Here is an 18,884-nt window from a genome sequence, read left to right as displayed (position 1 = left end):
GACTTATGTGTTAAAAAAAACAATATAATAATGAAAACACTCATCCCCTCTGAAATAACTCCAGTACAACTGCAGACAGTAATGCAGACTGCCGTTTCACCGCGTCCGATTGCACTGGCTTCAACGGTTGATAAAGACGGAAACAGCAATCTGTCGCCGTTCAGTTTTTTTAATATGTTCAGTACAGTTCCTCCGGTTTTGGTTTTTTCACCTTCAAGAAGAGTTCGCGATAATACGATCAAACATACGCTGGAAAACGTTCTTGAAGTTCCGGAAGTGGTGATCGGAACGGTTAATTTTCCGATTGTACAGCAGATCTCTTTGGCTTCAACAGAATATGAAGAAGGCGTTAACGAATTCATTAAATCCGGATTAACGATGAAAGATGCTGATCTTGTTCAGCCTAAATTAATTGAAGAATGTCCTGTAAATTTTGAATGTAAAGTATTAGAAGTAAAATCTTTAGGCGATCAGGGCGGTGCAGGAAATCTGGTGATCTGTGAAGTTCAGAAAATTCATATCCGGGAAAAATATCTGGATGAAAACGGAAATCTGGATCAGGCAAAACTGGATATGGTGGCAAGACTGGGAAGCAACTGGTATTCCAGAAATACGGCAGACAATCTTTTCGAAGTTCCAAAACCACTGGTAACGAAAGGAATCGGCTTCGATCTTCTTCCGGATGAAATAAAATTCAGCAGAATATTTACAGGAAACGATTTGGGAATGCTGGCAAATGTTGAAATACTGCCTTCAGGAAATTATCATTCCGATGAAAAGATTCATTTTGAAGCCCAGAAATTATTACTGGAAAGTAAAATTGAAGAAGCCTGGAAAATTCTGATTTACTAACATTTATGAGAAAATTCATCCTCTTATTACTGATCCTGTTTGGTTTACAGTCCTGCTATTATCCTGTAAGAAAAGACTACGGAATTTACAGCAAATCTCTGGTGTTTTCTAACGATCAGAAGTGGCTGGTTAATAATATCAACACGACGGTTGATGAACATCACAAGGAAATGATGACATCTGCAACCATGAAATTATTTAACGAATTAAGCGGCGGGAAAGCCTATGATTTAAAGACAGCAAAATCCGAAAACTTAATCAGTCATGATATTCCGTTCAGTCCGGAAACAGAAGATCTGGAAGACCTTAAAAACAATTCAGACTTTAACTTTCTGGTGAATATTTATACGTTCAAAGTCCGAAACGGGTTAGACCATACTTTAGGCGTACAAGACGAATACAGAAAAAATGAAACTTTCGCGATGATGGATGTTTATGACATCAAAACATTGAAAAAGATCTACACCCTCAAAGCCTATTCGGAAGTTTCTGTAGAAAAAGGTGAGAAAGCAACGATCTTTACACCGTCCACGGAAATGATGACGATGAAAAACTTCAGAAGTCTTTTAAAATCCGTAAAAAAGAATGCCATTAAGCTGAACAAATAAATAAGGAGTGAAAATTTTCACTCCTTTACTTTTTAGAAACAACACTGAGATCGTCCGTTTACCGTAACGATTGTACCATAATCGTTTGGACATCCCGAAGCGATACAAGTACTGTCTCCATCGCTGAGATAGAAATTGTAACATCCTGTTGGCGGACAAGATTGTACTCCTTTTCCTACAATAGCTTTTTGTGCCTCTCTGGTTAATTTTTTTAAATTTTTCATAGCAGAATAATTTGGATTTGTTAATCTCACTAATGTATGAAAAATTTTCAATCCGGAAACTTACATTTTCTCTTTAATAAACGCAATGCATTTTTCTGTAACTTCATGAAGGTCTTTTGGAAGTTGTTCCTCTTCCCACGGTTCCTTTGCTCCAAAAGTATGATTGGCATTTTCAACCAGATACAGTTCAGAATTAGGATTCAGGATGTGAAGATGCTCTGCGCTTTTTACATTTACTGCTTCATCTTCCGTTCCATGAATGATTAAAAAATGTACTTTCGCCATTTCGGCTGCTCTTTCCACATCAAAACGGTGAAAATTATTTTCAAAATCTTCATAAAACTGATAATAATGAGGCATTTCCTGCTTTGTTCTTCCATTCATCACATAATACACTCCGGCTTCCTTCCATTTTTCGAAGGCATCGTTTTTCGGGAAGCGATCCAGTGTGTCTACACTTGCAAGGGTAATTAAACCTTGAATTCTTTCATCCTCAAAACTTTTGATGATTGAAATTCCTCCTCCCCTGCTGTGACCGATCAGGATAATCTTATCAGCATCTACTTTTTCATTTTTAACGAAATAATCAATCACGGTTCCCAGATCCGAAAGTTCCTTAGAATAATTATTATTTCCAAACGCTTCAAGATCAGCAAATTCATGAGGATTTTCAACCGTTATTCCGTTGTGCGAAAAATTAAATTTAACAAAGAAAAATCCGGCTTCCGCAAACTTTTCAGCCATAAGATTCCATGCGCCCCAATCTTTGTAGCCTTTATAGCCGTGAACGAAAATCACCAACGGTAATTTCTGTTCAGTTTCCGGAAAAAATGCATCGGCGAAAAAGTGTCTGGTTTCAGGATTGGAAATAATGATATTTTGCTTTTTTGTGATCTGCATATTGTATTGTATAATAATGTATTAAAAATTTTTCTTTGTCATTCCGACACAGCATTAATCGATGCGAGCATCGTTCAGGAAATTTATATTCAGATTTCTTCATTCCGCTATGGTCTATTCAGAATCATAATTTCGAAACAATCAATTTTTACTTAAAAATAGTATAAATAGAAATAAAGACAAAGGAATATCTTATTTTTGCCTTATGTTGGATTTAAGAAAGGTAACCGTCATGCGTTATATTCTGCCGCTTCGGGAGGGAGGTTCTCTTCCTGCTTTGGCAGAAGCAGATGATGATTTTAAATATGTTCTGAAATTCCGTGGAGCAGGTCACGGAGTAAAAATGCTGATCTCTGAACTGATCGGCGGAAAGATTACAGAAATTTTGGGATTGAAAATTCCAGAGCTTGTTTTTGTGAATCTGGATGTAGATTTCGGAAGAACGGAGGCTGATGAAGAAATTCAGGATCTTTTGAAAAATTCCGAAGGTCTTAACTTGGGACTTCATTATCTTTCAGGTTCCATTACTTATGATCCGAGTGTGAAGATCGATCCGCTTCTGGCTTCGAAAATCGTCTGGCTGGATGCATTTATCACGAATATCGACCGTACTTTCAGAAACACAAATCTGCTGATGTGGCACAAAGAACTCTGGATTATTGATAACGGAGCTTCTTTTTATTTTCATCATTCATGGCAGAATTTTGATGCTGCAGCAAAAACACCTTTTAAATATGTAAAAGACCATGTTTTGCTTCCACAGGCATCGAAGCTGGATGAAGCCGATCTGTTTGCCAAAGAAGTACTGAACGAAAAGGTATTCAGAGACATTGTGAATATCATTCCCGAAGACTGGCTGCACTGGAACGATGCGGAAGAAACGCCGGAAGAAATCCGTGATATCTATTTCAACTTCCTGAAGACCCGATTAGAACATTCTGAAATCTTTTTAAACGAAGCTAAAAATGCAAGAGGATAAAATCTACGAATACGCGGTAATAAGATTGGTTCCGAAGGTTGAAAGAGAAGAATTTTTCAATATCGGACTGGTAATGTTTTCAAAAAAAGAAAAATTCATTAAGGTGGAATTTTATCTCTGTCCGGATAAATTTAAGCTGATGCGAAGCAAAATAGACTATGAAGACGTGATCCAGAATCTGGAAAGTTTCAAAAAAATCGCTGACGGCACAAAAGACGGCGGACCGATTGCACAGCTTGAAATTCCGGAAAGATTCCGTTGGCTGACTGCCGTAAGAAGTTCTGTGATCCAGACTTCGAGACCTCATCCCGGAAAATCCAGAAATCTGGAAGATACTTTTGGTAGGCTTTTTGAGGAGTTAGTAAAATAATACGCTTCAAAAAAATATTCTATGAAATTTACGAATGACAATACTATATACAGGTTTTCTAAAAGCCTGTTTTTTATTTTTCTGTTCAGCTTTTTTACGTTGAGTGATTCTCAGGGTCCGATCGAAGGAACTCCGACACCGCCAAGTGTTCTTCTTCCCGAAAAAACGGATTTTTCAGAAAATATTACGTATAAAAATGATGTTTCCGGAAATCCCATCAAATTGGATCTGTACAAACCGAAAAACGCGGGTTCCGCAAAACTTCCGGTGGTTATCTATGTTCACGGCGGAGCATGGGCGAAAGGCGATAAAGTAGTAAGATCCAACAATTACATCGAAAATTTCATTTTAAAACTTGTTGAAAAAAATTATGCTGTGATAAGCATCGATTATACCCTTGTAAGTGAAACCGTACACTTTCCGCTGCCGATTCAGGATACCAAAGATGTGGTGCGATGGGTAAGAAAAAATGCAGATCAATATCATTTTGATCCTGATAATATTGGTTTTTTCGGAGCTTCTTCGGGAGCGCATCTTGCTCTGATGGCTGCTTACACGAATGACAATGAATATTTGGGAAGCCCTGAATTATCTCCCTATTCGGCAAAGGTAAATTATGTGGTTGATAATTTCGGACCGACTGATATTAATAAACTTCTGCATACAAGACTGGGAAAAGTTCCGGTGTCTATTGTAGGTCTCTTCTTTAAACCGATTGTTGAGATCAGACAGAAACTGGTTTATGGAATTTCCGGCTACGATATTAATGAAGAAAAAAGAAAAGCCATAGATTATCTGGAAACGGTTTCTCCGATCAATGAGACTGAAAACGGTATTCCGACCTTTATTCTTCATGGAAATAAAGATAAGGTGGCGCCATTGAGTCATTCTAAAAAACTGGTAAAAAAGCTGAAAAAGCAAAATATAGAAGCTGAACTTGTCGTGGTAGAAGACGGAACGCACGGTTTCGGAACGACTGATAAAAAATATATGGATCAGCTTACGGATGATATGATCCGTTTTATTGATGCGCACAAAAAGTAAAAAGTTTTAGTTTAAAATTTAATTGAAGATAATTGCTTTTTTACAAAGAATATTTGACCTTTTATATAACCACAAAAGACATAAAAGATAAGATAACCTTTATTCAAAGTGCTGATTTTAAAAGAAAAAGATCACAAGAGTTTTTAAAAATCTTTGATTTTTATTCTTTTGAGTGCTTTGCTTATGCTGGAAATTCGCTTTATTATTATCTTTTGCATCTTTTGCGGTTAATTCTGAAATTAGTTTATTCAAGTTTTAGTTTAAAATTTAATTGAAGATAATTTTAACATTTTTCATCAAATGTTTTTAACTATTCGTTACTATGCTTATCTAAAAATCAGAATTTAAACTAATTTCGTATGAAAATAAAAAATCTATTTTCTGTTTCTGCTTTTTGTTTTTTAGCATTATCCTGCAGCTCTTCTGATGATATTACGCAACCCTCTTCAGATCCGAACAGTACAGTTTCTACAACGGAAGCCATGTATTTTCCTCCTTCCAACAGTGATGTATGGGAAACCAAATCTCTTTCTTCATTAAACTGGCATCAGGAAAAACTTCAGGATCTTCTGACGTATCTGGAAACCAAACATTCTAAAAGTTTTATGATCCTGCAAAATGGAAGAATTGTTATGGAAAACTATTTTTCGGGCCATACTTCTACTACACCTTGGTATTGGGCAAGCGCAGGAAAAACGTTAACCTCAACGGTGACAGGAATTGCAGAACAGGAAGGGTTTATCAATATCAACAATAAAGTTTCCACATACATAGGAACCGGCTGGACAAGCGCGCCTTTGGCAAAAGAAAATTTAATTACCTGCCGGAATTTACTTACGATGACTTCCGGATTGGACGACAGTCTCGGAGATAATGTAAGTCCTGCAAATCTACAGTACAAAGCCGATGCAGGAACACGATGGGCGTATCACAATGTCTATGTAAAACTTCAGGATGTTGTAGCCGCAGCAACGGGACAAACTTGGTCACAATATTTCAACAGCAAACTGAGGGATAAAATCGGGATGACAGGAAACTGGATTCAAAGTGGTGACAACAGTGTGTACTGGAGTACAACGAGAAGTATGGCGCGTTTCGGACTGATGGCTTTAAACAACGGAAACTGGAACGGAACACAGATCATCAACTCGAATTATTTCCAAAGTGCGACAAACACTTCCCAAAGCATCAATTTAGCCTACGGTTATTTGTGGTGGCTGAACGGAAAAACAAGTTATCATATGCCGCAGACTCAGTTTCAGTTCAACGGAAAACTGATTCCGAGTGCCCCGGATGATATGTTTTGTGCTTTGGGAAAAAATGACCAGAAAATCTATGTCGTTCCAAGCAAAAAACTCGTTATCATCAGAATGGGCGATGCTGCAGATAATGTGAATCTTGCCCTTTCAGATTTCGATGATGTTTTGTGGCAGAAAATAAATGCAGTGATTAATTAAAGTGAATGGTCAATAATCAATTTGCTTCGCAGTGAATTTAACATGATTGAGATAATCATAATGAAAAAATTCACCATTGACTGCAAAGCAAATTCACCATTCGTCTTAATTAATGGGTTCTTCATACAACTGACTTCCCAAAACTGAATATCTCTTTCCGGAAGATTGGAGTGATAGAAAACTTCTTTTACTTCTTCAATGATTTTAGCAACAGCTTCCGGATCGGTTGTTCTGATTCTGGTTTCGTGGTTATCTTTCACGCCGCTTAGCAGTGAATTTAACATGATTGAGATAATCATAATGAAAAAATTCACCATTGACTGCAAAGCAAATTCACCATTCATCTTAATTAATGGGTTCTTCATACAACTGACTTCCCCAAAACTGAATATCTCTTTCCGGAAGATTGGAGTGATAAAATACTTCTTTTACCTCTTCGATAATTTTTGCGACGGCTTCCGGATCGGTTGTTCGTATTCTGGTTTCATGGTTGTCTTTCACTCCGCTTCCTGTGAAATTCAGAGAACCTAAATAGGCAATTTCGTCATCAATGATGTAAATTTTACTGTGAATAAAGGTTTTATTGGTAGAATTTCCGCTATTCGGAGAGACAAAAACCTTGAAGGGAAAAAGCTGCTTGTAGCTGTAATGGTAAACCTTTGTCTTTTTTATTTTTTTGACGATGGAATCTCTTATGAGAAACATTAAAATGACAATAATAAATCCGTAAGCAAGTTTAAAATTGTTTAAAAGATACATTAGCGGAAGCAAAACCACGCCCAAACCGATCATGGCAAAAAGAAGCGTTCCGGAAAGGCTTACCAGATTGTCTCTGGTCTGTTTTGCCTTTTCGTCAACGTGTTTATTCTGAATAATCAGTTTGTGAATATTCTTGTCGTAGCCGTAAAAATCTTCGATTTCATCGCTGGTAACCAATCTTATTTTAATTCCTCTGGAATGGAGATGAATCAGCTCTTTAATTAAAAAAGGAGAAAGATAAGGGGAAACAATTTTCACATTTCTCTGAGCATTTCTGATGTCCTGCATCATTTTAGCTCCTGCACTTTTTCCTATATAAATATCACAAACCGCATTGTTGTAAAACATACCCATCGTTCGAAATCATTTTATTTTCGCTCCAAAGAAAGAAAAAATAAAAAACTTTGCAAAATAATTGAGTGAGAAGTTGGGAGTTAGAAGTAGGGAAGCTGGGAGTTGGAAGCTGGAGGATGGAAGTTTAAAATCTGTATGCACATTTATTAGCATCAAATCTTCCTGCTTCTAACTTCCCGTTTCTAGCCTACTCCATCCTTCTTCCATCTTCCATCCTACTTTCTACTCTTTTCCACTCTTTTCATTTCGTTGATGAGCAAAGGAAATGCGGGTTGCGCCATTCCACCGTGATCAAAACCCTGAAGTTCGTATAAAGTGGTTTCTTTATGACCTTTCAGTTTCATCATTCGCGCCATATAAGCGTTTTCTTCATATCTTCCGAGCAGTTCTTTCTCGCGGTCTCCGGTAATTAATAACAAAGGCGGTGCATCTGCTCTGATGAAATGCAGCGGTGCATATTCGTCAATTCTGGCATCCAGTTCATCAATTCCTTTTTCTTTTCTAGTGGTAAAATGCGAGATCATCTGTCCGCTGAAAGGAATAATTCCGGCAAGTTTATTGGCATCAATTCCATATTTGTTCAGGTACATTTTATTTAAACCTACCATAATGGCAAGATAACCTCCCGCAGAATGTCCTGAAATAAAGACAAGATCTTCATTTCCTCCATAATTTTTAATATTCTTAAAAACCCATGCTGTTGCTGCGGCTGCATCTTCAATGTATTTCGGGGCATTAACTTTCGGAGAGAGTCTATAATTGACTCCAATCACTGCGATTCCTTTATTTTTCAGTCCTTCTGGAATTTCCTTTTCACCTCCGGTTAAACCTCCGCCGTGAAACCAGATCACCGTCGGAAAATTTTTCACATTTTTCGGAATATAAATATCCAGCACGCATCTTTCATTGATGTAAGCATCCGATTTATTAGTTTTTTCATCATAATAATGGATATTATTTTTGGTGCGGTATTCCTGAGAAAAAAGTGGGGTGGAAAACAGGGTAAGAAGTAAAAATAGCAGAATCCTTTTCATTGAATGACTTTTATGGTTTAAAGATACAAATTGTCTTTCACCCAAATAAAAAAATGAACCCGGAAAAACCGGATTCATTTCAGATGAGAATTAAAAAAATTTCATTGTCCTTTATTAATCATACTGCTTTTTAACGCAAAGAATCGCAAAGATTCTTTTATATACCAACTGTTTTTAAGTTCACAAAGGTGCTTCGACAAGCTCAGCATAAACTATTCACTCAGCAAAGATCTCAAAGGTTTTTCAATGATGACAAACTACGGACAATCATAAAAATGAATTAAAAATTAAAGTTAAGTCTTGAGAATACAAATCTTCCGTTCTGCCCAAACTGTGAAGTTGATCGCGAGTAAACGAACTGATCGTTATTGGAAGAAGCAGGAAGGTTTTTCGTTGGATAAATGTCAAAAAGATTATTGACTCCAACAGTAAGTCCTATATTTTTGGTAAACTGATATGCCAGAGAAACATCGGTAATGATCTTATCTGTAATTTCCTGATGTTCATTCGGAGAAATGATGCCGTCTCCGTTTGCATCAATAATATCGGGACTCGTTACCTTTCCGAAGTAAGTATTTCTGAGATAGAAAATAGCATTTCCCCAGGTAAGCTGATTGGATAAGCTGGCTTTTACTCTGGGAACTGCTTCTTCCAGATACACTCTTGATGCCTCGGAAAAATAAACATTTTCCAGATTTGAAGACTGTAATAATCCTGATGAATGGATGGCTCCGACTTTTCTGGTCCGGTTAAGATTGATCGCAAAATTATTATCCAGTTTGATGTTTGAGAATTTTGCATTATGTGTAAGAACAATATCTAATCCTCTGGTTTCCGTATCTATTGCGTTGGTAAAAAGCTGTACAGCATTTACTCTTTCGGCATCGTAAATCAGCTGCGTTGCCGGAGAAACGGCAGATCTTGTAAACTGACCGGTAAGCAGAATTCTGTTATCAATTCTGATGAAATATCCGTCTGCGGTAAGCGTAAGTTTTGCCGAAGGAATTTTATAGGTAAATCCTACACTTGCAGATTTTGAAGTTTCCTGTTTCAGACTTGGTATTCCCAATGAACTGGCAACTTTTGAATCGTTGCTGAACGTTCCCACTTCCAGAAGCTGTCCGTTTGTAAACAAAGTTGACGTTACATTATAATAAATCTGATGGATAGAAGGCGCTCTGAATCCTGTAGAACCTGCAAACCTGAAATTAAGATCTTTATTTACTTTGATTCTTGAAGCTAATTTATAATTGAATGTAGAACCGAAATCTGAATAATTTTCATATCTCACGGCTGCATCTGCCAATAACCAGTTGGTAAAATTGAATTCAACATCTGCGTATCCAGCAATTGCCTGTCGGTTTTTATTCACTGCATTTGCGGGTTTAAATCCACTGAAAACCTGAGAGCCTCCCGGAAGTGAAGCGCCGAAAAAGTCGGTCGGACGAACTGTATTTCCGTTCCAGAGATTTCCGGAAACATCATACGTAGCGTAAGAAGCTTCTTCTCCTGCTGTTATTTTAAAATTTTCGTAACGGTGTTCTGCTCCGAAGGCAACGTTGATTCCGCTCCAGACATCATATTTCTTTGAAAAATCAAGGTTGATTGTATTTTGGGAAAATCTTAAACCTCCTGCATCAAATTCATTCGGAGAATTGAATCTTAAAGAGGTATTTCCGGTATTTTTAATATCATAGCTGAAAGAATTCTGTCCGAAAGTATTGCTGAAATCGATGTTCCAGCCTTTCCAGTCTCCTTTAATTCCTGCGGAAAGCGAAAGATCCTGAATGTCTGTTCCGATCTGCGGCAGATAACCGTTGGGATACAATCCTGTAAATGTTCTGCTTTGGTTAGGTCTTCTAAAAAATCCTCCCGAAGTTCCGTGTCTGAAGCTGTATCCGCCAAAAGTATAAACTTTCCAGTTGTCGTTCAGCGGAACTTCTACATTGGCAAAAAGCTGATGATTATTCAGTTTAGACTGTCCCACCTGCATATTGAAATCTTTTCTGGACAAACCTCTGTAAGCCAGCTCCTGATCCGTCACATTCGTATTTAAAATTCCCTGTAATGCGGAAATTGTATTCGCCGACTGAATCTGGTTCTGTAACGTCGGAGAAAAATAATTGACTTCCTGCGCATACTGATGAATATAATTGATGATCTGTTGGGAATTCGGAGTATTGTTAATATTCGTGAAAAGGGATGAAAGATTCACGCCGTTATTTAAAGCACGCTGTTCAATCGCGTTGTAAGCATTGAAAATGTTTCCGCTTTCTGTTCCCGCTCTGTAGGTAGGATTTCTGAACTGGGATGTCCACGTAATGTTATAAAATCCGCCTTTCTTCCCAATTTTATTTCCGTAGTTAAGGTCTACCTGAATATTCTGTCCGTCAAAATCTCCTGTGTGATCGTTGGCCGTTGGAGTAAGATTTCCGCCATAGCTTAGTTGTCCCGTCAGTTTTCCGGTATCTCTTTTCAATCCTAAATTGATGACTCCGGCAATGGCATCCGAACCGTACTGCGCAGAAGCACCGTCTCTTAAGACTTCAATTTTATTAATGGCAAAAGACGGAATGGCATTAAGATCGGTTCCTACTGTTCCTCTTCCGGGAGATCCGTTGACATTGACTAACGCGGAAGTGTGTCTTCTTTTTCCGTTTACCAGAACCAAAACCTGATCGGGACCCAACCCTCTGAGCTGTGCAGGATCCAAATGATCGGTTCCGTCTGCATTGGTTTGTATGGTTGATGTAAACGACGGTGCAATGAAATTAAGGATTTGTGCAACGTTGGTTTGCGGTAAAATAACCGAAGATTCTTTGATATTGAAAACGTCCACCGGAACAGGGCTGTCTACTTTAGACCTTGCTCCGCCTCTTGATCCTAAAATAACAACTTCCTCTAAGTTGTTTGTTTTTACTGTATCTTTTTCCTGTGCGTATGCAAATGTTCCCAGGAAAAATAATACCGATGCCGAAAAAATAGTTTTTTTATTCTTCATACATTCCTCACTTTAAATTCATGTTTTAAAAGTGCAAATGTAAATTATATTTATTAGTCCACAAAATTAATAGACTAAAAGAATTCAGAAAATGAATATTGTCATCTTCTATTTTTTAAAGTTGAAATGAATTTTAGATTTTAGTGAGTTTCGCGTATTTCAGGATAAGATTTTTCTCGCCTTCATGCTGGAAGACTACTTTGGCTTTGATATTCTGAGGATCTGTTCCGTCGAGGAAAGTCACTTCTCCGATTCCGAAACGGTCGTGTCTTACCTTATCACCCACTTCAATATCCTGAGAAGAAGCTCCGCTCGGATTGATAATTTTTGCGGTACTTACAGGTTTCAGTTTGCGTGGTTCTGCAATCGGTTTTGAGCTGTCGCTTCTTTCGATGGTTTTCTTTTCCACTTTTTTGAAACTTCTCATTTCGGAAGGATGCTCATCGAAAATATTGGATTTGATGCCGGAATTGTTGATAAAACGTTTTTCAATCGCAGGATTTACAAATTCGATATATTCTTCATCAATTTCACTTAAAAATCTTGAAGGTTCCGCATCGGTAATTTTCCCCCACTGGAAACGTGAAACGGCATAAGAGAAAAACACCTGCTTTTCGGCTCTCGTTAAAGCAACATAGAAGAGACGTCTCTCTTCTTCCAGATCTTCTCTTGTGGAAGAACTCATAAAGCTCGGGAAAAGGTTTTCTTCAAGCCCTACCAAATGTACAACCGGAAATTCAAGACCTTTTGAAAGGTGAATCGTCATTAGCGAAACCATATCCTCTTCATTGTTTTTATCCTGCGTATCGGCAGAAAGGGCAATGTTTTCAAGGAAATTCGGTAAGCTCGGATCTCCGTCTTCCAACTGCATCTGTTCTTCAATGAAACCCTGCATTGAGTTCATTAATTCCTGAACGTTTTCTACACGGGAAATTCCTTCGGGAGTCTGATCGTCTTTTAAAAATTTAATCAGTCCGCTTCGTTTCGCCACTTCCATCGCAACGCTGTATGCTGTTTCCGTTTTCAGCAGTACCTGAAATGCTTTGATCATCGACCAGAAGTCGTTCAGTTTGTTTAAAACACCGTTGTTTAAGCCTAAATGTGGCGCATACATCGGTAAATTATCCAAAACTTTTGAAACGGCAACATTCTGTGCATCTGCAAAAACAACCAATTTATTCTGGGTGGTTTCTCCAATTCCTCTTACCGGATAGTTGATGATTCTCATCAACGCTTCAGAATCGTTTTCATTGACTAAAAGTCTCAGATAAGCGATGAGATCTTTCACTTCTTTTCTCTGGTAGAAAGAGAGGCCTCCGTAGACTTTGTAAGGAATATTTTTTCTTCTCAGCGCATCTTCAAAAGCACGCGTCTGAGAGTTGGTTCTGTATAAAATGGCAAAATCGCTGTATTTTCTCTGCTCACGGTTTCTGGTTTCCCAGATGTTTCCGGCTACGAAATTCGCTTCATCGGCATCGGAAAGAGAACGGTATACTTTGATTTTCTCTCCTTCTTCATTTTCGCTGAAAACATTTTTCTTGAACTGCTGAAGGTTTTTCGCGATCACTACATTTGCAGCATTTACAATATTCTGGGTAGAACGGTAATTCTGCTCCAAAGCAACCGTCATTGCATCCGGATAGTCTTTTTTAAAGTTCAAAATATTGTAGATATTCGCGCCACGGAAGGAATAGATTGACTGTGCATCATCTCCCACAACACAAATATTTTCAAATTTTGAGGCTAAAGCTTTAACGATAAGATACTGAGAATGGTTCGTATCCTGATACTCATCCACAAGAATGTATCTGAATCTGTCCTGATATTTTGCTAACACTTCAGGGAAACGGGTTAACAATTCGTTGGTTTTTAACAGCAAATCGTCAAAATCCATCGATCCGTTTTTGAAGCACTGCTCTACATACCGCTGGTAGATCTGCCCGATGAATTTCATATTGGCTTTTTCATCGGCTTCCATCAACTCAGGATTGTTGAAATAAGCTTTTACGGTGATGAGGTTGTTTTTATAGGTCGAAATTCTTGCCTGAACTTTTTTGGGTTTATACAGATCGGCATCAATATTCATGTCTTTCAACACTTTTTTGATGACATTTAATGCGTCCTGCTGATCGTAAATGGTAAAATTGGAAGGATAGCCGAGATAATATGCCTCATTTCTCAGAATTCTTGCAAAAACAGAGTGGAAAGTTCCCATCCAGAGACTTCTTGCATTGCTTTGTCCCACTACTTTTGCAATACGTTCTTTCATTTCTTTTGCCGCCTTATTGGTAAAGGTAAGCGCCAGAATATTGAAAGGATCAATTCCGTTGGTAATGAGATGGGCAATACGCATGGTAAGTACACGCGTTTTTCCGGAACCCGCTCCTGCAAGAACCATTAATGGTCCCTGTAATGTAGTAACGGCTTCAAATTGTGATTCATTAAGTCCTTTCAGATAATCCTCCATGCTGCAAAAAATTTTTGGGAACACAAAATTAGTGTATTATATGGAGAATTCAAATTTTAATAAAACAGCATTTATCTATTCACCTTATTCCAGATTTTGCCGTTGTATTCGTATGTGGTATCCATGTTAAAACGATTGCTGTCTGTGATTGAGACATTAAGTTTATAAGGGTTTTGAAAGCGAATTTTTACGACAACTAAAATATTTTGTTTTTTACTGTCTTTTAAAATAAAAATATTGGACTCATTTTTTTTGGAATATTTTACCAAATAATCATACAAAGGAGGATCTAAAAATTCTTGTAAATCGGGAAATACCTGCTCCGGAATTTTTGTAGAAAGGCATAATACTGAAAAATAGTTGGTAGAATCCTATCAAAACCTCATTGTTAGGCTGCTTGGAGGAAGTTTTATGAAACGTGTTTCATAAAACTTTTTCTTTGTCTGAAAAATGGCAAAAAAACGTTGTTGGTCTTGTTCAAGCCTGGAGGTAATTCGTTGGGGAAAACAAGGGGGAAAGCAAAGATTTAAATGTAAAAATTGCGGGATTTTATTTACTCAAAACAGAACGGAGCAGAGAATTAAAAATCGTTTTATCTGGTTCAAAAAATGGGTATTGGAAAGGCAGACCTACAAAACGCTTTGCAGAGACAGCGGTTATTCGAAAGATACTTTGCAGAAAACATTTTATACCATTTTAGAGCAGTCTCCTACCTTAAAGATCATCAAACGGGAAAAGGTGAATTTAAGAATGGATGCAACTTATTTTGCTCAGTTCTGTTTAATTGCTTATCAGGATGATTTTGATGGATATACACAGCTTATCCGTTTTACCGATGGAGAACATTATGAAGAAATCAGGGAAGATTTAAACAATCTTTTACGGCTGGGCGTAAAGCTGGAAAGCATTACTACAGATGGACATAAAAGCGTTTTGAAAGCCATAAATAAATCTGATGGAGACATCATTACTCAGAGATGTCTGGTTCATATTCAGAGAATGTGCCTGATCTGGCTCACAAAGTTTCCTAAACACATTGCCGGTCAGGAACTTCGAAAACACGTTTTATTATTACTGAAAATTAAAACACAAAACGATAAAATCTGGTGGAAAAATGAACTCAACGACTGGTATTTGAGACATCAGGATTATATTAATGAAAAAACAATTAATCTTGAAACCGAAAGATACTGGTATACCCACAAGCTTATCAGACGATCGTATTTTACTATAAAACGGGCATTGCCCAATATGTTTCATTATCTGGAAAATCCCAATATTCCTAAAACAACCAATGGTATTGAGGGATATTTCAGCCATTTAAAAAATCATCTCGACCTGCACAGAGGTCTCACATTGAAAAACCGAATCAATTTCATCAAATGGTATATTTATTTTTCTAACGAAAAATAGAGTTTTTTTAGCCATAAGGTTCATCCGATAATAAACGAAAAGGTGAGGGAAACCTCACCTTAAAACTATCGTTTTGAACATTAATCCTATTGCTGAAAAGTTGATCTCCACCAGTGCTTTTGTCCTCTTCGGATTAACATCCATAATTTATTAAAATATATCCTGAATTTCACCAACTATTTTTCAGTACATTACCTGTAGAAAAAGAGATCCCGTTAATATTATTCCTGTTATAAAAATATTCTAATGTTGATTTATTCCAAAATTTAGTTGTTAAATAATTTGACTTATCATATTCCCAGTTTGGAGCGCAACCATCACCTACTATATCCATAGGACCCCAATGAATAAGATCAATGTGAAGCCTGATATTTTTTAGATTATATTTATTAATCGGCTCTAAGATTTTCCGGCTAAGCTTATTGTAAATTTTATCAATATCTTTGTAGTCAGCTCTTAATTTAATCATTTCAAGACTGTCTTTTCTTTCTTCAGCTTTACAATCTCGTTGATAAGGTTTCGGACATCCGTTATAATCTGTGGTTCCAGGAATTGTGGGACAAGCATCATATTTATCCAAGATTCCATCTTGGTCTGTATCTATTAAATCGTCTTTAATTTCTTGAGCATGAAATAAAGACAACTGTAAAACAAAACAGAGCAAAATAGTTAATTTATTCATTCTCAATAGGCTTTTCAATTAATTTCCATTCCATGTTTTTATATTGATAGGTTTTAGAATACGCCTCATTATATTTTTCATTATAAATGAATCGAACAATCACCTTATTGTTGATTTCGTTAAAAAATACCAACTCTAGTATATTAAAGTCATCTTTGGGTTCCGAAGAAGTGTTATCCTCGGTTATTACTAATTTTTTTTGTGATTGAAGGGGAAATATAATAAAACTTTTCTTCATCGGAAATGTTCTCATAATTTGCATTAAGAGCTTTTTTCTGGTAAGTTCCTATTTATTGCCTTTTTGTTGCTTGGGAAAATCCCACAATAAAAAAAGACAATAAAAGAAACGAAAACAGAAGCTTCATTTTATTTGATATACGTTCTCACGCGGGAAATCATGTCTCCCATATCAAAAGGTTTTGCGATAAAATCGTTGGCTCCTGCATCAAGAGCAGACTGCTCCAGTCCTCGGCTTGCGGACATGATAAGCACCGGAATATCTTTTAAATTTTCATCGGCTCTTATGGTTCTGCAGATATCTCTTCCGTCTTCTCCGGAAAGCCACATATCCATGAGGATAACATCCGGTTTTGGCTGTGTATTCAGTGCATCCAGCATATCCGATCCTTTATAGAACTTGGAAACGGTAAGTCCTTCTAGCTCCATCATCATTTCAATAGAATCAACAATTGCAGGACTATCATCCAAGACTAAAATTTGTGTAGACATGTTTTATATTTTAATTTTAGGTATTTCGAAGCAAAAATCAGACCCCTTTCCTTCTACGGAGTGAACATAAATTTTTCCTCCCGTCCTTTTGATGATTTCTGAGGAGATGTAAAGTCCTAATCCCAGCCCCGGAAAGGTATGTTCTTTTGTTCCGCTCACACGGTAATACTGCTCGAAAACCTTATGCTGTTTATCTTCCGGAATCCCGATCCCGAAATCTTTTACACTGAATTTTATCATATTATCTTTCACCTGAGTAGAAACAATCACTTCATCTGCATCAGGAGAATATTTGATGGCATTGCTGATCAGGTTGCTCATCACCTGAGAAATACGGTGCCTGTCTGCGGTTACCTTTCCGATATTGCTTTTATTGAAGATAATTTTGTGTCTTGCCGTCATCTGCTGTTCTATAACAATATCTTCCACGAGCTGATCAAAATCAAAATCAGATTCATTAAGCTGGATTTGTCCTTTCTGAATTTTGGTAACATCCAGAAGATCATTAACGAGTTCTGTGAGTTTCTCAATCTGATCGTTCATTCTTTTTGCTACTTCAGCATTTTTGTAATCGCCCTGTTTATTAAGGTTCATCCCTATAAACTGGGTGTAAAGTTTCAGGCTGGTAAGCGGAGTTTTGAGTTCGTGACTGGCAATGCCCAGAAAATTATCTTTTTGGTTCTGCAATTGTTTAAAATCATCTATATCGGTAAAAGTTCCGATCCACTGCTGTATTTCTCCCTCCGAATCCAGATTGGGAACAGCTCTTCCCAGAAACCAACGGTAAACTTCAGGATTATCCGGATCCGAAAATTCATATTCTACTTCGAAGGGTTTTCCTGTATTTACACTTTCTTCCCAGATTTTTATAATATTCGGATAAACTTCGGGTCTTATGATATTTTTAATGGCTTCATTGGCATCTTCTTCCTTTTTGAACTTCATGTATTTGTACCAATTGTCGTTCATATAGGTTATTTTACCCCGTTTGTCACTGGTCCATACAAACTGAGGCATAGAGTCTGCAAGATCTCTGTATTTTTTCTCGCTTTCCTGTACTTCTTTTCTGGCTTTCACAAGATCTGTGACATTCACTGCCATATTAAGGATCGCATATACTTCCCCACTGGAGTTTTTCAGAGGTTTGTAAGAAAAGTTATAGTAAAAAGTCTGAAGTTTGCCATCTACTACAAGATCTGCACGATCTTCTGTTGCGGAGTAGGTTTTTCCTGTTTTGAAAATGTCTTTTAATAATCCTACAAATGGCTGACCTTCCAGTTCAGGAAGTGCATCTTCAAGTTTCATTCCGATGACGGAAGCATCTTTACCCCATGTTCTCAGCATTTTGTCGTTGGCAAGCTCTATATATAAATCTTCTGAACGATAGATCGCGGTGGAATAATCTGACTGCCTGATAAGATCTTCAAAACGGTATTCGCTTTCCAAAAGTTTCTGCTCCGAAATAACATGATCCGTAACCTCTATGGCTACAACACTTACTCCGATAACTTTATGATCCTCATTATACACAGGAGCATAAATGAAATTAAAAAAGTGTTCTTCGTAATTTCCGAATTTCTCTAAAAAAACCGACCATTTATTGCCTTTAAAAACTTCTCCGGTCGTGAAAACGCTGTTTAATATTTCAAAAAGTCCCTGAGATCTTATTTCAGGAAGCACCTCTTCAAGCTTTTTTCCTATTACGGATGCATCTCTTCCCCAGAGTTCAAGAATCTGCTGATTGGCATTACTGATAATAAAATCCTCCCCCATCAGCAAAGACATCGCTACCGGAGCCTGACTGAATAATATTTTAAGCGACTCATGAGAGATATTCTGGTCTAAAAAGTTTTTCATTACAATAATGGTTTCTGTTTTACAAAATTAATTTTTATTCTACACTTTCACTGAAAATATGATACCACTTTTTAACATAATAAAATTTTATTTCAAAGAAGTATTTTTAAAGCTAATTTTATTTTGATAATAATGTAACAATTAATGTATTTTT

At 37.1% G+C, this 18,884-nt stretch carries 17 protein-coding genes; 7 read left to right on the top strand and 10 right to left on the bottom strand.

All coding sequences use genetic code 11. The features are described from left to right. Positions 1 to 30: 30 nt before the first annotated feature. Positions 31 to 852 (top strand): flavin reductase family protein, encoded by an 822-nt coding sequence (locus KKI44_RS19205; RefSeq protein WP_214588770.1) that lies wholly within the window; start codon positions 31 to 33, stop codon positions 850 to 852. A gap of 5 nt (positions 853 to 857) precedes the next feature. Continuing rightward, positions 858 to 1,460, top strand: coding sequence for a hypothetical protein (locus KKI44_RS19200; RefSeq protein WP_214588769.1), 603 nt, complete (start codon positions 858 to 860; stop codon positions 1,458 to 1,460). Positions 1,461 to 1,492: 32 nt separating this feature from the next. Here the strand turns inward: KKI44_RS19200 and KKI44_RS19195 are convergent, their stop codons facing one another. Continuing rightward, complete coding sequence (locus tag KKI44_RS19195; RefSeq protein ID WP_214588768.1) at positions 1,493 to 1,684, bottom strand: bacteriocin-like protein; 192 nt, start codon at positions 1,682 to 1,684, stop codon at positions 1,493 to 1,495. A 60-nt stretch (positions 1,685 to 1,744) separates the two neighbouring features. After that, positions 1,745 to 2,584 (bottom strand): alpha/beta hydrolase family protein, encoded by an 840-nt coding sequence (locus KKI44_RS19190; protein ID WP_214588767.1) that lies wholly within the window; start codon positions 2,582 to 2,584, stop codon positions 1,745 to 1,747. Between the two features lie 205 nt (positions 2,585 to 2,789). On the opposite strand from KKI44_RS19190, the gene KKI44_RS19185 reads away from it, so the two are divergent. From KKI44_RS19185 to KKI44_RS19170, 4 genes are all read left to right on the top strand, one after another. Then, entirely contained in the window at positions 2,790 to 3,563 is a 774-nt protein-coding gene (locus KKI44_RS19185) for a HipA family kinase (RefSeq protein ID WP_214588766.1), read from the top strand. Further along, positions 3,550 to 3,933 (top strand): DUF3037 domain-containing protein, encoded by a 384-nt coding sequence (locus KKI44_RS19180; RefSeq protein ID WP_214588765.1) that lies wholly within the window; start codon positions 3,550 to 3,552, stop codon positions 3,931 to 3,933. The genes KKI44_RS19185 and KKI44_RS19180 overlap by 14 nt, the downstream gene beginning before the upstream one ends. A gap of 21 nt (positions 3,934 to 3,954) precedes the next feature. Then, positions 3,955 to 4,977, top strand: a complete 1,023-nt coding sequence (locus KKI44_RS19175) for an alpha/beta hydrolase (RefSeq protein WP_214588764.1) — start codon at positions 3,955 to 3,957, stop codon at positions 4,975 to 4,977. Between the two features lie 359 nt (positions 4,978 to 5,336). Then, on the top strand, positions 5,337 to 6,434 hold the full coding sequence (locus KKI44_RS19170) for a serine hydrolase domain-containing protein (protein WP_214588763.1): 1,098 nt from the start codon (positions 5,337 to 5,339) through the stop codon (positions 6,432 to 6,434). Here KKI44_RS19170 and KKI44_RS19165 read toward each other — a convergent pair. The 5 genes from KKI44_RS19165 to KKI44_RS19145 form a co-directional block, all read right to left on the bottom strand. Further along, complete coding sequence (locus tag KKI44_RS19165; RefSeq protein ID WP_214588762.1) at positions 6,431 to 6,799, bottom strand: hypothetical protein; 369 nt, start codon at positions 6,797 to 6,799, stop codon at positions 6,431 to 6,433. The genes KKI44_RS19170 and KKI44_RS19165 overlap by 4 nt on opposite strands. Next, positions 6,780 to 7,541: a phospholipase D family protein gene (locus KKI44_RS19160; protein WP_214588761.1), complete on the bottom strand. Its 762-nt coding sequence runs from the start codon at positions 7,539 to 7,541 to the stop codon at positions 6,780 to 6,782. The genes KKI44_RS19165 and KKI44_RS19160 overlap by 20 nt, the downstream gene beginning before the upstream one ends. A 221-nt stretch (positions 7,542 to 7,762) precedes the next feature. Next, entirely contained in the window at positions 7,763 to 8,581 is an 819-nt protein-coding gene (locus tag KKI44_RS19155) for an alpha/beta hydrolase (RefSeq protein WP_214588760.1), read from the bottom strand. Positions 8,582 to 8,861: 280 nt separating this feature from the next. Beyond that, on the bottom strand, positions 8,862 to 11,582 hold the full coding sequence (locus tag KKI44_RS19150; protein WP_214588759.1) for a TonB-dependent receptor plug domain-containing protein: 2,721 nt from the start codon (positions 11,580 to 11,582) through the stop codon (positions 8,862 to 8,864). 133 nt (positions 11,583 to 11,715) lie between these two features. Beyond that, on the bottom strand, positions 11,716 to 14,049 hold the full coding sequence (locus tag KKI44_RS19145; protein WP_214588758.1) for an ATP-dependent helicase: 2,334 nt from the start codon (positions 14,047 to 14,049) through the stop codon (positions 11,716 to 11,718). A 450-nt stretch (positions 14,050 to 14,499) separates the two neighbouring features. On the opposite strand from KKI44_RS19145, the gene KKI44_RS19140 reads away from it, so the two are divergent. Further along, positions 14,500 to 15,462, top strand: coding sequence for a transposase (locus tag KKI44_RS19140; RefSeq protein ID WP_250902065.1), 963 nt, complete (start codon positions 14,500 to 14,502; stop codon positions 15,460 to 15,462). 169 nt (positions 15,463 to 15,631) lie between these two features. Here the strand turns inward: KKI44_RS19140 and KKI44_RS19135 are convergent, their stop codons facing one another. The 3 genes from KKI44_RS19135 to KKI44_RS19125 form a co-directional block, all read right to left on the bottom strand. Beyond that, positions 15,632 to 16,144 carry a hypothetical protein gene (locus KKI44_RS19135; protein WP_214588757.1) on the bottom strand — a complete coding sequence of 171 codons (513 nt, stop codon included), beginning with the start codon at positions 16,142 to 16,144 and terminating at the stop codon, positions 15,632 to 15,634. Between the two features lie 366 nt (positions 16,145 to 16,510). Beyond that, positions 16,511 to 16,873: a response regulator transcription factor gene (locus KKI44_RS19130; RefSeq protein ID WP_214588756.1), complete on the bottom strand. Its 363-nt coding sequence runs from the start codon at positions 16,871 to 16,873 to the stop codon at positions 16,511 to 16,513. Positions 16,874 to 16,876: 3 nt separating this feature from the next. Further along, complete coding sequence (locus KKI44_RS19125) at positions 16,877 to 18,730, bottom strand: PAS domain-containing protein (RefSeq protein ID WP_214588755.1); 1,854 nt, start codon at positions 18,728 to 18,730, stop codon at positions 16,877 to 16,879. Positions 18,731 to 18,884: the final 154 nt, after the last annotated feature.

This window comes from Chryseobacterium sp. ZHDP1 (assembly GCF_018603435.1).
In the GTDB taxonomy this organism is placed as follows: Bacteria; Bacteroidota; Bacteroidia; order Flavobacteriales; family Weeksellaceae; genus Chryseobacterium; species Chryseobacterium indicum.
The sequence above is the reverse complement of the archived record's forward strand: the minus strand, read 5'-3'. Positions and strand labels throughout refer to the sequence as shown.

Coding starts and splice junctions, on each gene's coding strand:
- KKI44_RS19175 (WP_214588764.1), top strand. CDS start 3,955: ATGAAATTTACGAATGACAATACTATATACAGGTTTTCTAAAAGCCTG.
- KKI44_RS19140 (WP_250902065.1), top strand. CDS start 14,500: ATGGCAAAAAAACGTTGTTGGTCTTGTTCAAGCCTGGAGGTAATTCGT.
- KKI44_RS19205 (WP_214588770.1), top strand. CDS start 31: ATGAAAACACTCATCCCCTCTGAAATAACTCCAGTACAACTGCAGACA.
- KKI44_RS19165 (WP_214588762.1), bottom strand. CDS start 6,799: ATGAAGAACCCATTAATTAAGATGAATGGTGAATTTGCTTTGCAGTCA.
- KKI44_RS19135 (WP_214588757.1), bottom strand. CDS start 16,144: ATGAATAAATTAACTATTTTGCTCTGTTTTGTTTTACAGTTGTCTTTA.
- KKI44_RS19130 (WP_214588756.1), bottom strand. CDS start 16,873: ATGTCTACACAAATTTTAGTCTTGGATGATAGTCCTGCAATTGTTGAT.
- KKI44_RS19160 (WP_214588761.1), bottom strand. CDS start 7,541: ATGTTTTACAACAATGCGGTTTGTGATATTTATATAGGAAAAAGTGCA.
- KKI44_RS19185 (WP_214588766.1), top strand. CDS start 2,790: ATGTTGGATTTAAGAAAGGTAACCGTCATGCGTTATATTCTGCCGCTT.
- KKI44_RS19195 (WP_214588768.1), bottom strand. CDS start 1,684: ATGAAAAATTTAAAAAAATTAACCAGAGAGGCACAAAAAGCTATTGTA.
- KKI44_RS19170 (WP_214588763.1), top strand. CDS start 5,337: ATGAAAATAAAAAATCTATTTTCTGTTTCTGCTTTTTGTTTTTTAGCA.
- KKI44_RS19155 (WP_214588760.1), bottom strand. CDS start 8,581: ATGAAAAGGATTCTGCTATTTTTACTTCTTACCCTGTTTTCCACCCCA.
- KKI44_RS19180 (WP_214588765.1), top strand. CDS start 3,550: ATGCAAGAGGATAAAATCTACGAATACGCGGTAATAAGATTGGTTCCG.
- KKI44_RS19145 (WP_214588758.1), bottom strand. CDS start 14,049: ATGGAGGATTATCTGAAAGGACTTAATGAATCACAATTTGAAGCCGTT.
- KKI44_RS19125 (WP_214588755.1), bottom strand. CDS start 18,730: ATGAAAAACTTTTTAGACCAGAATATCTCTCATGAGTCGCTTAAAATA.
- KKI44_RS19190 (WP_214588767.1), bottom strand. CDS start 2,584: ATGCAGATCACAAAAAAGCAAAATATCATTATTTCCAATCCTGAAACC.
- KKI44_RS19200 (WP_214588769.1), top strand. CDS start 858: ATGAGAAAATTCATCCTCTTATTACTGATCCTGTTTGGTTTACAGTCC.
- KKI44_RS19150 (WP_214588759.1), bottom strand. CDS start 11,582: ATGAAGAATAAAAAAACTATTTTTTCGGCATCGGTATTATTTTTCCTG.